The 16,168-nt window shown below is 34.9% G+C and carries 7 protein-coding genes; 4 read left to right on the top strand and 3 right to left on the bottom strand.

The features are described from left to right. Nucleotides 1-17: 17 nt before the first annotated feature. The 3 genes from BUR17_RS18190 to BUR17_RS18180 form a co-directional block, all read right to left on the bottom strand. Nucleotides 18-2,438 carry a GNAT family N-acetyltransferase gene (locus tag BUR17_RS18190; RefSeq protein WP_074231933.1) on the bottom strand — a complete coding sequence of 807 codons (2,421 nt, stop codon included), beginning with the start codon at nt 2,436-2,438 and terminating at the stop codon, nt 18-20. Beyond that, the gene (locus tag BUR17_RS18185) at nt 2,416-3,933 is read right to left on the bottom strand and encodes a pyridoxal phosphate-dependent decarboxylase family protein (RefSeq protein WP_074231932.1); all 1,518 of its coding nucleotides are present in this window, start codon (nt 3,931-3,933) and stop codon (nt 2,416-2,418) included. Before BUR17_RS18185 ends, BUR17_RS18190 begins: the two co-directional genes overlap by 23 nt. Before the next feature lie 192 nt (nt 3,934-4,125). Next, nucleotides 4,126-6,357: a TonB-dependent receptor gene (locus tag BUR17_RS18180; protein WP_074231931.1), complete on the bottom strand. Its 2,232-nt coding sequence runs from the start codon at nt 6,355-6,357 to the stop codon at nt 4,126-4,128. A gap of 563 nt (nt 6,358-6,920) precedes the next feature. On the opposite strand from BUR17_RS18180, the gene ruvA reads away from it, so the two are divergent. The 4 genes from ruvA to BUR17_RS18160 all read left to right on the top strand — a co-directional run bounded on the left by ruvA (nt 6,921) and on the right by BUR17_RS18160 (nt 15,633). Then, on the top strand, nt 6,921-7,505 hold the full coding sequence (gene ruvA / locus BUR17_RS18175; RefSeq protein ID WP_074231930.1) for a Holliday junction branch migration protein RuvA: 585 nt from the start codon (nt 6,921-6,923) through the stop codon (nt 7,503-7,505). A 63-nt stretch (nt 7,506-7,568) separates the two neighbouring features. Then, nucleotides 7,569-14,567, top strand: a complete 6,999-nt coding sequence (gene sov, locus BUR17_RS18170; RefSeq protein WP_084550774.1) for a T9SS outer membrane translocon Sov/SprA — start codon at nt 7,569-7,571, stop codon at nt 14,565-14,567. Between the two features lie 336 nt (nt 14,568-14,903). Next, complete coding sequence (gene gcvH / locus BUR17_RS18165; protein WP_074231928.1) at nt 14,904-15,281, top strand: glycine cleavage system protein GcvH; 378 nt, start codon at nt 14,904-14,906, stop codon at nt 15,279-15,281. Next, nucleotides 15,187-15,633: a VanZ family protein gene (locus BUR17_RS18160; protein WP_084550771.1), complete on the top strand. Its 447-nt coding sequence runs from the start codon at nt 15,187-15,189 to the stop codon at nt 15,631-15,633. Before gcvH ends, BUR17_RS18160 begins: the two co-directional genes overlap by 95 nt. Nucleotides 15,634-16,168 lie beyond the last annotated feature (535 nt).

Below are 16,168 nucleotides of genomic sequence, written 5' to 3'. Positions count from 1 at the left end.
AACTAGCTGTTTATATTTTATACATTTTTCGCTTCCAGTCTACTTTCCGGGCATTTTTCCCAATATCCTTCACGCGTACAGAAAGTCAGGTAAGCGGTTTTATGAGGCATTTCAATCACACCTTCACGAGTGTAGCCCAATTTTGTAATAATTCTATCTGTCGGAACTGCGTCAACAGAAGCTTCACCGATACATTTCCCAACTTCAGGAAGCATGAAAATATAATCTAAAGCAACCTGAAAAGATTGGAAAGAAAACTTTTTATCTTTCTGAGTTTCCGCAACAAAAAAGTGCGTTCCATAATCTGTAGGATGAGCGTCATAATAAGCTCCCACAACATCTCGCATCGGCCAATAAGGCTCAAAGCTGAATTGCGGAACATCATTTACGTAACCGATAAAACTGTGTTGCTCGTCACTTGGAAGAATAGTTCTGAACCAAAGTTCTAAATCTCTTTTCGGACCATCCATTTTCCAGAAAGGTTTTGCATGTTCCCTATTGAACCATTCGTGAATCATTTCAAAATCATTTTCAATATCGAAAGGACGAATGCTTATGTTTACATTTTCTTCTTCAAAATATCTTGAATAAACGACCTCTTTAGTTTCAGGCTTGATTAATTTATTCGAAAAGAAATATTTGTTTAAAGGGTTTGGTGTATCAAGAAAAACAGCTGGGTATTCAAGATTTTCGTCTGCTTCGTTGATATTTTGTAAACTTGTAATTAAATTTCCTTTCGTGTACCAACTTCTTTTGTTGATGATGTAATCTACCAATCCTGTTTCGTCTTCATTTTCAAGTTCTTTAAATGATTTATAAACCAGATCGATCAGTTTTCTTTCATCCGCTAATTGGTTACAACCTAAAGCATTCACCACTCCTAAAATATTATTCGTTACCAAATAATACGTGTATTTCGGAGCTAAAGATTCTTCATCAATAATCGACTGGCTTTCATCGGCAATTCCCGGAAGTGCATTTGAAACCAATTCTTTTCTGCCTTCTCTAAAGAAAAATCCTTGGTTGTCTCTGAAATAAATTTTTGCTGGGAAACCTTTCTTATCAATTTCTATCATTACGTTTTGCTGGTGGAATTCACATGCTAAACCATATTTATTCAAAATCCCGACAATCGGTCTTACACAGATGTGAAGATATTGTTTGAACCAATCTAAAGCGACTTGTTCTACAGATAAATCAAGATTTCTTGCGGTGTTGACAATAATATTTTGCAATCTTGAAGGTTGACCAAAGATTCCGTCCTGACAAAGAGCTGCCAAAAGGGTTACATTTTTAGTTTTATCTTCACCCTGAAACGGATTTCTTCTTATGCTGATATTAAAACCATTAATGACTTTATCGTTAAATTTTACCGCAATAAAAGCTGGATCAACCATAAAATCAATCTCAGGATAATCTTTTTGTAGATTTTTCCCCCAATCTGTTTTTAATAACTGACTAATGTCGTGACCACGATGAAGTTCAGGGTAAAGATTAATTCTTTCAGAGTTAGTAATTTTTACGTGAAGAGAAAATTTATACATCCATTTACTGTTCTCGCTGTAAACTGTTCTTACCGATGAAGTAGGAGTGAAAAATTCTCCATAATGACCTAAAGCAAACAAAATTCCCTGCTCCTGCATGATCTGAACATCTTCCTGAACCAGCAAATATTCGGCTTCCCAAGGATGCATCGGAACAATTTGATAATCCGGAAACTCATCCCATAATTTTTTATGTTCAGAATTTAAAAGCGGATATATTTTTTCACCTAATTCTTTAGTTACTAACTTTCCGTCTGCATTTTTTTCAATCACATTTTCAGGGTTGATCAAAAAGTAAAACAACTGAAACTGTCCTGAAGTTTCCGGAGAATATTTCAACAAATCTTCCTGGTTAAAACCTTGCTTCGATTTTGGAACGGGATGTAAAATATGTCCTAAGACGAGTGACTGTTCAGCCTCGATGAATGACATTTCCAAATCATTTACCGACTTATTATTTTCAACTAAATGATCTAAATAAGTCGTAAGATTTTCAATACTATTATTTAATCTTTTCAAAACCGTAGAAGCATCAATATCTGAGTGAATTCCTCTTGAATATTCTGCGATAAGCGTCATAAAACCGTAAATGTCAATTTCTGAAACTTCGTCTGTTTCTAAAACTCTTCTCAAAACCGGAAAATCAAAAAGATGTCTTCCTGTCTCAGAAAAATAAGTAACAGGAATATAAACGTCACATCCTATCGAAGAAAAATCGATTCTGATGTGTAGATCTGTTGGCGTTTTTCTTATGTTTTGAGCAACGGCAATGTCATATTTCGGGATTCCCAAATAACGGCTCCAGTTGGTAAATTCTCTCATGTAGCAATTGATGAGAGCCGTGTAATTGATCTTTTCTGCGTATTGTTGATTAGTTAACTTCAATGTATTCATTTCCGTATTTTTTTATTGTGATTAAGATTGATTTGATGTCTTCAACCGTTGTTAAAGGATTGAGAATAGTAAATTTTAAGTAAAACTGTCCGTTTACTTTTGTTCCTGCAACGAGAGCGTTTCCGTTTTTATAAAGTTGTGATTTGATGTACGTATTGATTCTGCTCAGATCAAAAGTTTTGAAAGGATTTGCCGAATATCGGAAAACCAAAGCCGAAATATCAGAACGGTTCAACAATTCAAAATGTGGATCATTTTCAAGAAGAATTGCGGTTTCTTTTGCTGTGGAAATAATTCTTTCAATATAATTTCCGAGACCTTTTTTTCCGATAATTCTTAAAGTAAACCAAAGTTTCAACGCATCGAATCTTCTTGTCGTCTGAATCGATTTATTAACCTGATTCGGAATTTCATTTTCATCGTGATCTTTTGGATTCAAATAATCGGCATAATGGGTAATTAATGTAAAATAGTTTCTGTCTTTCACCAAAAATCCGCTGCTGCTTACAGGCTGAAAGAAGGATTTGTGATAATCAACGGTTACAGAATCTGCATTTTCAATTCCATTAATTAAATGGCGGTATTTTTCGGTTAAAAGTAATCCGCAACCATAAGCTGCATCTACGTGAAACCACATTCCGTATTTTTTTGCAATGGCTGAAATATTCACCAATGGATCAATGTTTCCAAAATCTGTGGTTCCTGCTGTTGCAACTACGGCGATAGGAATATTTCCGTTTTCTATCTCTTTTTGAATGGCATCTTCCAACAAAATACTGTTCATTTTAAAGGACCGGTCGGTTTTAATTTTAATAACGGCTTGTTCGCCCAATCCTAAAATAGAAGCACTTTTCTGAATACTGAAATGGGCTGCTTCCGAAACAAAGATCCTGAAACGATGAGCGTTTTTGGGTAATCCGTCTTTTTTAATGTTGTGATTAAAATGTTTGATCGAATAATGATCTCTCGCCAAAAGCATTCCCATCAAGTTACTTTGAGAACCTCCACTTGTAAAAATTCCATCTGAGTTTTTTCCGTAACCGATTTCGTTGCAGGTCCATTCGATTAGTTTTTGCTCCATTAAAGTTCCACCTGCACTTTGATCCCAAGTATCAAGAGAAGAGTTGATCGAACTTATTAACATTTCCGCAGCAACCGCCGGAATAACTACCGGACAATTGAGGTGGGCAACATATTTTGGATGATGAAAAGCAATGGCGTGTTGTGTATAAAGCGTTCTGACTTCTTCGAAAACCTCTTCATAACTTTGTGGATAACTGTTGAGATCAATTTTTTCAAATTGTTTTCTCAAGTCTTTTGGAGAAACTCCGCTGAAAGGTTGGCAGTTGTCTTCTAGAAATGCAATGACACTTTCCTGTGCTTTTTGCATTACATTTTGATATTCGTGAATGTTGATATCACAAAATAAGTTCTCCAGATTTGGGAAAAGACTTTCCTTTTCCGAAACCAATTGTTCGGTAATAACTGTGTTCATAAAAATTTTGAATTGGTGTTTCTTTTACTTTTTAATTAATATTTCTAGGATTTTTTTTAATTGAACCATTAAGATTTATTAAGGAGTTAAGAATATTAAGGCAGCTTCGCTTATGTAAAATCAGTATGATTTAATCTTAATTAAACTTAACATCTTAATAAAATCTTAATGGTTAAAAACTTTCAGATATAATTAATAATTTATTGTATATCCTACAGAAAATGTAGTTCCTCGTCCCTGATAAGCAAATGCTTTTTGAGGTGCTCCGTAGAAAAATACAGAACGTTGCCCCCAAATGGTAGTGTACTGTTTATTGAAAATATTTTGTACTCCAAAATTGATGACTCCTTTGTTTAATTTCACATCTCCAACTAAATCAAATAAGGTGTATCCATTGATTTTCATATCTGATAGATCGGTGTAATTCATAGAATTCTGCATTTGTAGCCTTAATGAAAAACTTTTTGCATTCCAGCCTGAAAAAACCATAAATTTTGATGGGTTTGTAGTGTAAACCGATTGGTTTTGCCAACCTTTATCAACGATTTCTGTTTCAGACTGCATCAATAAAACGTTTCCTCCCAATTCTAAACCTTGAGCAAATCTGTAGCTTAAAGCCCCTTCAAAACCATAGTTTCGTAATTTTTGATCAAGCAAAGAAATGGTGAAAGCTGCATTGTCGATCTTCAAAGTTTTGTTGGAAAGTGCGTAGAAAACTGATCCTTGAGCAGAAAGTCCTTCTTCGGAAGTTCTGTTGTGTCTGAAACCAAGCTCCATCTGATCAGTTTTAATTCCGCTTAAAGGTTGTTCGGCAATATTCATGCTGTTGAGTAGATTCCAATGATTATTGTTCAATTGATATTTTCCGAAACCATAAGATTTTGCAGCATCAGGAACGGCAAATCCCTGAGAAAAATTTAACCAGGTTTGCCAGGAAGGATTGAATTTATACAGTAAACTGGCGTTCAATAAAGTAACGTCGTAATTATTTTTACCTCCTTTCACGGCATCTGCAGAATTTCCATAACCGAAATGCATATAAACCTGCTCTTTAAATCCTACAAAATCATCCAGTTTTACATTGATCAACTGTTGACGAACACCTCCTGAAAAAGTTAATTTTTCTGTAATATTCCAATCTGCCTGAATAAAACCTGAAAGAGCAGATGTTTTTGTATCGGGATATCTTCCTACAAAAGCATCGGTCTGATTCACCAAACCTCCTGATTCTGCACTTTTTTGTGGATTAAAAATTGCCTGGTCACCTGTAAAGTTTTCGAGATCCACATCAACTCCGTAAGTGAAATTGAAAGCGTTCCATTTTTTATTTAAAACCAATTTTGCTCCGTAAGCATTCGTATTTCCTCTTGCGGATGAAAGAAAAACCGGAAGTACAACTCCAGCTGGTGGTTTCGGAACTTCTGCAAACGATGCTCCGAAATCTACTTCTTCGCGTCTTCCGTAAGCTTGTAAAATTAAATCTTGTCCACCCCAAATATTTCGCACATTGTAATTGAGGTTGGCCATAAAACGTTCCGTTCTTGGAACAAGATCAGAATCGGCTCCGTCTAAAACGTTAATCAAATCAGGGTTTTTTGTGGTGAACCCAACAAAATTCTGTCCGAAAGAAAGCCACTTTTTGTTTCTTACTTTTGAATTGTAATATTGTAAATCTACATTCAGGTCTTGGTTTGGAGCCAGTTTAGCACTAATTCCTCCCAAAAGATCGATCGATCTGTTATATTGAAAATCTGCCTGTTTTACATCGGTGATTATTTGGTCACCATTCGCATCAAAAGCACCTTCGTTTTGTGTAAAAGCTGCTCCCAATCTGAATTTCACTTTATCGGTTCCGCCTTCTACAGACTGAGCAATCCTTTTATCTAAATCATCTTTGTGAAAACCTGATTTTAAACCTACTGAAGTTTCAAAAGCCAGTTTGTTGGACGTTGGTTTCTTTGTAATAATGTTGATGATTCCCCCTGTAGAATCTCCCCCGTAAATAGAAGATGCCCCAGAAAGGACTTCAATTCTTTCAATGTTAAAAGGATCAATCGCATCAAATTGTCGGCTGGTTGCTCTTGTGCTGCTTATAGAAATCCCGTTAATCATTACCAAAACATTTCTTCCACGCATGTTTTGAGCATAGTTTGTTCGACCCTGATTTCCAAAATCAAATCCCGGAATCATATTTCCTAATACTTCTTTTAATAAGGCTCCACCTCGAATTTGAGTCTGAAGTTCCTTTTGGCCGATTACCCAAACTGTTCCCGGAATATCGCTGATTTGTTTTGGTGAACGAGAAGAAACCATAATTACTTCGTTGATATTTTTGGTTTTTAAACTGTCTTGCAGGTTTTGAGCTGAGGTATTAGAGGCTAAAGTTGCCAATAAAAGAATTGAAAGTGCGTATCGCTTTTTCATTTATTTAGAATAATTAAAAATAATGAGGTAAATATAAATTATTATTTATGGAAAAATCAACCTGACTTTTGTCACGTAAATGCTTCATTACAAATCAAACACTATCTTTATTGATATGTGAAACCGATTAATCACCTTTCAATATTATTTTGACTCAGTCTCAAAATGAGATTATAGAATGAGTGAATCGATAGAATTTCAAGTGTTTTTTTATTGTGGGACTTTTCTTTGTCTAAAAAACCATCGATTTCTTAATAATAAAAATCCCCAAAAATGATAGAGAGATTAGATAATTTCAACTTTTCGGAAAATTAAATGCTCAGTTTTGAACATTTTAATGAAAAAAAATAGTGATTTTAAGAAAGAAAATGGACGTCAAAATTTAAAACAAGAATTGAAATAATTTTAATTTACAATATGAAAAAACTTATTTTGGAATTTATTCGTTTAAAAGCTCTTTTTATTGTATTTGCTATTTAAAATTAAGTTAAAAATCATTCTTGTTTGAAATGAAAACATTACTTAGTTTAAATTACTATATTTGGAAGTTATAAAATTTAATAATGATATTTTCTTTACAAGGCATCGTTCAGGAGCTTACCCCAACTTACGCTGTAATCAACGTAAATGGTGTAGGATATTATGTCGGAATCAGCCTCATGACTTCTCAAAGACTGACTTTAAATAAAGAAACATTTTTATTCATTCAGCAGATCATCCGTGAAGATGCGCATCTGCTTTTTGGGTTTCATACCCGTTTGGAAAAAGAAATGTTTAATCTCTTAATAAGCGTAAACGGTGTAGGTGCAGTTTCAGCACTCATTTTATTATCAACTTTAAGCCTTGAAGAAATTGCATCGGCAATACTTTCCGGAAACGGAGCTGTGATTCAGAAAGCCAAGGGAATCGGGGCAAAAACTGCCGAAAGAATTATTGTCGATTTGAAAGATAAGGTTCAAAAATTCGGGAATATTGAAGGTAATATTTCTTCGTTTGAGAATAATAAAGTGAAGGAAGAATCGTTATCTGCATTAGAAGTTCTAGGTATTCCTAAAAGAACAAGTGAGAAAATTGCAGATCGAATTTTGAAACAAGTTCCGGAAATTACTGTAGAAGAATTGGTAAAACAAATTTTAAAAAACATTTAACATTTGGTGAAAAATAATAAGTTTCTCAGCATCTATATACTCTTGTCGTTTTTATTCTGCTCAATGAATGTTTTTGGGCAGGTGCAAAATCAGCAAGGTGTTTCTATAAAAAAGAATTACGAAGTTACCGACCCAACTTACTATGAAGCATATTACGATGTAAAAATCGGAATGTACTACGTGTATCCTAAGATTGGTAATACAATTACCGGACCACCTGTTGCCATGTCGCCGGAAGATTATAAAGAGTTTATGCTTGCAGAGCAGTCTAAAGCTTTTTATAGAGATAAATCTGACAGCTACAACCTAATGTTCAGAAAGGATAAATCTGATGCGGCAAGGAAAGGTCTTATCCCTTCTTTAACGATTAATAACCGACTTTTTGAATCTATTTTCGGAAGCAATAAAATTGAAATTATTCCTTCAGGATATGCTTCATTTGATTTTGGAGGCCTATATCAAAAAATCGATAACCCTTTAATTTTACCACAAAACAGAACGAGTTTTACATTTGATATCGATCAAAGAATTCAGTTAGGATTGATTGGAAAGGTTGGTGAAAACTTACAGCTTAAAGCCAATTATGATACTCAAAGTGGTTTTGCTTTTGAGAACAGAATGAATTTGGTTTGGCAGTCAAAAGGTACCTGGAAAGATCTTCAGACAAAAGGTTTGAATGATGTAAATAAACCCAATGCAGGAGGTGAAGACAAAATTATCAAAAGAATTGAGTTTGGAAATGTGAATATGCCGCTTTCAACAAGTCTGATTCGTGGTTCTGAATCTTTATTTGGGGTGAAATCTGAATTTCAGTTGGGTAAAACTTTCGGAACGGTGGTACTTTCACAACAACAAGGTGAAGCAAGGAATATCGTAGTACAAGGTGGTGGAACGATGAATAACTTTAAAATAAATGCTATAGATTATGAAGATAACCAGCATTATTTTATCGGACAATATTTCTTAAATAGTTATGATAATGCTTTGCTTAATTATCCTCAGATCAATTCCAGAATCAGTATTTCCAGAATGGAAGTTTGGGTTTTAGATCAAGGGAATTCAAATTTAGCCTATCAGAAAAGTATTATCGGGATCAGAGATTTAGGAGAAGGAGCTTCAGGAACGCCGGATAACTCTCAAAACGGATTATACAATCAGGTTAATAACGCCATTGGAAGTCCTAGAGAACAAGGGAAAAACTATCTGACAAACTTTCAGGGACAAACGTTTCCAGGAAGTGCCCAACCTTATGAAAATGGGGAACATTTTGTTTTGAGTACCAAAGCAAGAAGGATGGATGCGAATGAATATACCTTTCATCCGCAATTAGGATATATCTCGTTAAATCAAAAACTGAATGACAATCAGCTTTTGGCGGTTTCATATTCATATACCGTAAACGGGACTAACCAAGTTTACAAAGTCGGGGAATTTTCAGAAGAAAGTCCGGTTTTGGTCACTAAATTATTAAGATCAAACAGTAATACAAGAGTTGATTCACCAATGTGGAATCTAATGATGAAGAACTTTTATTCTTTAGATGCAGCACAGGTAGACAGAGACGGTTTTATTTTAAATGTATATTATCGTGACGCTAAAACAGGAGGGAAGGTAAATTACTTACCCGGTACTTCCGTTGAAGGTACCAATTTGCTTAAACTTTTCAACTGGGATAGGCTTAACGTGAATGGCGACTTACAGTCTAATAATGGAGTTTTAGGTGATGGTGTTTTTGATTTTGTAGAAGGAATTACGATCAAAAAAGAACAAGGACGGATTATGTTTACTAAGGTACAGCCTTTCGGAAGTTATATGACGCAGGTTTTAGGCAGTAGTAATCCTCAATATGTATTTTCAGATCTTTATACGCAACAGAAACAGCAGGCAAGCCAAAGTAATCTTGCATTACGATATACGATGGAAGGTCGTTATAAAGGAGCTCAAGGGCAAGGAATTTCTTTGGGTGCCGTAAACGTACCTCAAGGTTCTGTAAAAGTTTCTGCAAATGGAGTACAGCTTACAGAAGGTATTGATTATACGGTAGATTATATGTTGGGAACAGTTACCATCATTAATGAAACGGTAAAACAATCAGGTCAGGCGATTAATATTTCATTAGAAAATCAGTTGACTTTCAATACTCAGAGAAAAAGATTTTTAGGTTTAAATTTAGAAAGAAGAGTCAGTGAAAACTTTATTTTTGGTGGAACTGTTGTTAATTATTCTGAATCTCCACTTACCCAAAAAGTAAATTACGGCCAGGAAGCTGTAAACAACACAATGGCGGGAGTGAATATGATGTACAACAATCAGTTGCCATTCCTGACAAGATTAACAGATAAAATTCCTGGAATCAACACTGAAGCTCCTTCTAACTTAAACTTTAAAATGGAAGGTGCCTATTTAATTCCGGGAATTAATAAAGGAACAAATGATCAATCATACATTGATGATTTTGAACAAACCACTTCAAAAATTTCATTAAAAGAACCTACCGCTTGGAGCTTGGCTTCTAAACCAGAGAAAAGTCAAGGAAATCCACTTTTTGCCGGAGCAGGCGCTAATGATAATTTGACGAATGGATATGGAAGAGGTTTACTTACATGGTATAATATTGACCCGAGATTTTGGGGAGTGGGAGGTAGAGCTCCACAGGGAATTACTCCTGCATCGGTTTCCAACCATGCTTCAAGAAGGGTGCAATTCTCAGAAATTTTTAATAACAGAGATTTTGTAGCGGGAGAGCAGACTTTTACCAATACTTTTGATATTTCTTATTTTCCTCAGGAAAAGGGACCTTACAATGCCAATCCGGCTACTGAAACGACACAGCAGAGATGGGCTGGAATTATGCGTCCGATAAGTGTTACTAACTTTGTGAATTCGAATATTGAATTTGTAGAATTCTGGATGATGGATCCTTATGCAGACGGAAATACTTTAGGTACAAATCCTAAACTTTTATTACAATTAGGTAATGTCTCTGAAGATGTTCTTAAAGATGGTTTAATGCAGTACGAAAATGGTTTGCCTACCGGAGGAAGTCCATCAACTACGACCACTTCCAACTGGGGAATACAGCCAAAACAGCCTCCGATTTTATATGCATTTTCAAGTGAAGGTGCAGATAGAACCGCACAGGATTTAGGATATGATGGATTAAGCTCAGACCAAGAGGCGATGAGGTTTGGTAATACTTTTGTAAATCCAGTAACCAATCTTTCCGACCCTGCAGTTGATGATTTTGTATTTTATTTGTCAGATAAATTTACAGGAAGTCAGGCAGCATCTATCGTGCAGCGATACAAATATTTCAGAGGTCCTGAAGGAAATTCAAGAAGCGGTTCGTTAGAAGTTTCTTCACAGACTCCGGATGCAGAAGATATCAATAAAGATTATAATTTGGATCAAACTGAAAACTATAATGAATATGTTGTTAATTTAGATCAGGCAAGTTTAGGATTAGGAACAAATAATTATATCATCGATCAGAAAACGGTAACAGCTACGTTCCAAAATGGGCAAACGGATGATGTAAAATGGTATTTATTTAGAATCCCGGTTGCTAAAGGTAATGATCCAAATAGTGTAGCTATACTTAACAATGTAAGATTTGCCAGATTATTATTAACAGGATTTGATCAAACTTCAACTTTGAGATTTGGTACAATGGATTTGATTAGATCGGATTGGAGAAGATACAGCAAAAATATTGCTAAATATGCAGATGGAGGCACGGTTCCAGATCCTGCAACTGATGAGGGCTCAACGTTACAAAATATAGACAATTTTGAAGTTGGAAGTGTAAATATTGAAGAGAATGCTTTAAACCAACCACCCTATGTACTTCCTCCGGGAATTGACAGACAAGTTCTAAGTGGAAATGCAGGAGCACAAAGACAAAATGAATCATCATTGTATCTAAAAGCTACTAATTTAGCAGCTAATGAAGCGAGAGGGGTATTCAAAAATACAAGTCTTGACATGAGAAGATACAAAAAATTAAGACTTTTTGTACATGCACAAGATCCTACAAATCGTGCAACCGGAATAGACGAAGAAACTAAGTTTTTCATTCGTTTTGGTAGTGATGCTACAGATAACTATTACGAATATGAATCTTCTCTAAAGATTACTCCGAAAAGTGCAACTGCACCAATGGATATTTGGCCATTTGAGAATGATGTTGATTTTAATATTCAGGATTTTGTAGATGCCAAAATAAGACGTGACAGAAACTTTCCGAATAAGCTTGTGGAAAGAATTGAAGATGCTCAATTTGGTGGAGGAGATACATCAAAAAAAATCTATATTAAAGGCCGCCCTAGCTTAGGAAACGTAACAACCATTATGATTGGAGTAAGAAATGCCGAGCAATCAGGAGGAAATTCTATTAGTAGAGTTCTTTGGGTAAACGAAATTCGTCTTTCTGAAATTGAAAACGATGGCGGTTATGCAGGAAACGCAAGCTTAAATTTCAACCTGGGAGATTTTGCAACAGTTAATACGAGTGCTTCTTATTCATCTGTAGGTTTCGGAAATATAGATTCTAAACCGGCAGAAAGAAGTCAGGCTACACAATCGGCTTTTAGTATTAATACCGCAGTAAACGTAGATAAATTCTTGCCTGAAAATACAGGGATGAAAATTCCGGTGAACTATTCTTATTCTCAAACCATCGAAGATCCGAAGTACAATCCTTTAGATACCGATGTTGAGTTTAGTAAAGCTGCAAACAAGGAAGAACTTAAAAAAGTAGCAAGAACGTATACTCAGCAAAGAAGTATTGGGGTTGTCAACATGCATAAAGAAAGGGTAAAACCAAATAGTAAGCCTAAATTTTATGATGTAGAAAACCTTTCATTAACTGCTGTTTATAACGACGATCATTACCGTGATATTTATACCAAGAAAAACTACAGACAGTATTTCAGAGGATATTTAGATTACAATTATACATTCAAACCTTGGGTAGTAAAGCCATTTAATAAAATGATTAGCGATACGGCAAAATCTACAAAATACCTGAGATGGATAAAAGAATTTAATTTCAATCCGGTTCCTACAAGATTATCTTTCAGAACTGAATTAGACAGAAATTATAACGAACTAGAATTTAGAAATATTGATGCCATTCTTAGCGGAAATCTTAATGATGATTTTGCTGCTTTGAAGAACAGAAACTTCTACTTCGGTTGGCAATATGGTTTAGGATTTAATTTTACTAAATCGTTGAAATTAGAAATCAATTCCGCAACAAGAACATTAAATGATCAGGTTGATGTAAATACGATGGACAATTCTTCAATCTTTGGAAATGTGTTCAGATCAGGGAGACCTGTTTTGTATAATCACAGAGTTCAGTTAAATTATAAATTGCCATTCCAATATCTTCCGTATCTTGATTTTATTGATGCAGAAGTAGGTTACGGATTTACATATAACTGGAATGCGAGATCTACGGCACTTCTTGCAAGTCCTGAAGGAAGTTTAGGGTCGATAGGGCAGAACACCAATGTTATTTCGGCGAATGCTACGGCAGATCTTCCGAAGTTCTTTGGGCAGTTTAGTTATTTTAAAAGGATGTCGACAACACTTCAAAAACGTAAGCAGGAACAAGATTCATTAAATAATGCAGTTAATCAGGCTTGGGAGAAAAACAGATATGCGTACAAAAGATATAAGTTTAAAAACAAGCTTTCTATTTTACAGAGCGCAGCATTTATACTTACTTCTATGAAGCAGTTAAATGTAACTTATACCGAAAATAACGGAACTGTACTTCCAGGTTTATTGTCTGCTCCAAACGGATATGGTTATGGTCAGACTTTAGGTGGTCCTTCTTTAGGTTTCCTTTTTGGTTCGCAGGCAGACATCAGACGATTATCAATGGAAAGAGGCTGGGTAAGTGATTCACCATTTATGATTGACCCTTATATGAAGATGTCTACCCGAGAATTTAGGGCCGATTTACAGGTTGCTCCGGTGAATGATTTTAATATAAGTTTTAATGTTTTGCAAACTTATAACCGAAATTTCTCGCACACAGGATTCAACTATGTAGATGATTTTGGAAATGCAAATCCGAACCTTACGTTTGCAAGTGATATGGTATCGTATTCTAATACGGTGGTTCTTTTAAACTCATCATTTAAAGAAAGTACTGTGATTTATGATGCGATCAGAGCCAATGCTCAGCTGATTTCACAACAAATGGGCGGAGTTTTAAATCCGAATGGATATACAGAAGGACACGGTATTTCTAATGCTTATGTTTTAATTCCTGCATTCCGTGCTGCAATGGAAGGCAAAAATCCTGAGCGTTTAGGAAATGCAAAAAAAGCAGGACTGCCGATTCCGAACTGGAGAATTATCTATTCAGGTCTTAGAAATATTCCGATCATTAACGGCCAGTTTACCAAATTTGACATTCTTCACAGTTATACTGCAACGTATACAGCAACTGGAGTACAATCAAATATTGATTACTTCAACAGCCGAATAGACAAAACAAGTTCTCAGAGAGATGTTAATGATAATTACATCAATCCTTATACATTCTCTCAGGTAAGTTATACAGAATCTTTCTCACCATTGATCGGAGTAGATGTTACGATGAGAAACAATATGCAGTTTGGGGTGCAGTACAACAAAACAAGAAGTATGATTCTTGGTTTGGTTAATCACTCTCTTACCGAAGATGCGTACACAGAATATGTTATAAGATTAGGATATATTGTAAGAAACTTCCGTTTGGGAACCAATAATCAGAGAGGAGCAAGAGCAAAAGGATCAGATTTAAATATACGTGGCGATATTTCCTTGAGAGACAGTCAGACAAGTATTATGAATATCTTATTGAATGATTCTCAAATTACGGGCGGACAAAAATTAATGAACATCAAGCTTTCCGCAGATTACAATGTTTCTGAAAATCTGAATCTGAGATTATTCTACGAACAGATGACTTCAAAATATAAAATCTCAACAGCTTTCCCGTTGTCAACAATTAGAGCCGGGATTTCTGCGACATTCACTTTTGGTGATTCCGGAGGTTTATAAATAAAACAAATAAAAAATCCTTTTCTGTAAAAAGAAAGGGATTTTTTATATCACAGCTATTGGATGATAAGTTTTCAATCATTATCTTTGGTAGGTAATAATAATTAATTTAAATAAGAATAAAAGATGCGCAGTATTGTGTGTCTTTTGTTTTTTTAAATTTGAAAAATCATTAACTACTTTATCAAAGTTTAAAATCTTTAATAAAGTTAGATTGAAATCTCATAGAAACTAAGAAGAATAATCTGGATAAATTGTTTAAGCCTGTAACTTGTTTAAAATTTTCTTTGAGTATATCTCTATTTTGAATAAATTTGTCAACATAAAAAAAATAAAATGAATACACCGTCAGAATTAAAGTACACTAAAGACCACGAGTGGGTAAAGATCGAAGGTAACGTTGCTACAATTGGTATCACAGACTTTGCGCAAGGAGAGTTGGGAGATATCGTTTATGTAGATGTAGATACAGTAGATGATGATGTGAATGGAGGAGATGTTTTCGGAAGTGTAGAAGCTGTAAAAACGGTTTCAGATTTATTCTTGCCTATTTCAGGAAAAGTTACAGAATTTAATTCTGCTTTGGAAGATCAGCCAGAATTGTTAAATACAGATCCTTATGGAAACGGATGGATCATTAAGCTTGAAATTGCAGAAGGAGCAGATCATTCAGAATTGCTTTCAGCAGAAGAATATAAAGCAATCATTGGATAAAATTTCAAACATATTTATTAAGATACTGCCCATTTATTGGGCATTTCTTACTTATATGCTTTTGCGTCCCGGTGTCGAGAACCACGAATACTTCTTTATGTTCGACGGTATCGACAAGGTTTTGCACTTAAGCATATTTGCAGCTTTGGGTTTTTGCTTTATCGCTGCCTTTCCAAAAATCAGATTTTCTTATTTCTTTCAGATCATGTTGATTTATGCATTCCTCACAGAAATTCTGCAGGAAGAAATGAAACTCGGCAGATCAATGGAAACACTCGATATCGTTGCCGACACCATTGGCTGCCTAATCGGATACTATATATATAAAGTACTCGCCAAACGTTTCCTCTGATTCTATTATAAAAAACTTGAAAAACATATTTTTACCTCTGAATATTTTCGGAGGTATTTTTTTTGTGAGCTATTTCCCGCTCTCCGCACTCGCTATTTTATTTTTTCAAAATAAAATGAGCTCAAACAAATGCTGCGATCGGGGCTAAAACGAAAGTCTGCAATAAGAACTTTTGATTTATTTAATGATTAGAGTTTAAATTTCAAGTATAACACCATATTTATACAACATATATTAATCCCCATTTGAATTAACTGAGCTATTCCATTAAATACTAATAAAGATAGCGCTCCATCGGAGCGCCACCTTTGTAGTCAAGCATATGAATTTAGAATCAAAGCTCCTTCGGAGCGCCACCTAAAACACAAATCCTCCAAAAAGCAAATCACAGACAGAACAATATATAAAAGCAAAATCCTGCACTCCTAAGGAACGTGTTTTTTTATAATATATAAAAGAATATTTTTTCACGTTTGAATCCTTTATTTTTCCATTAGTCTTTCTTTGCTAAGTGAAACGCCTTTGTTTATCTTAT

It is taken from the genome of Chryseobacterium scophthalmum, assembly GCF_900143185.1.
In the GTDB taxonomy this organism is placed as follows: Bacteria; Bacteroidota; Bacteroidia; order Flavobacteriales; family Weeksellaceae; genus Chryseobacterium; species Chryseobacterium scophthalmum.
Note: the sequence above shows the minus strand (reverse complement) of the source record. Positions and strands in the feature narration are given on the sequence as shown.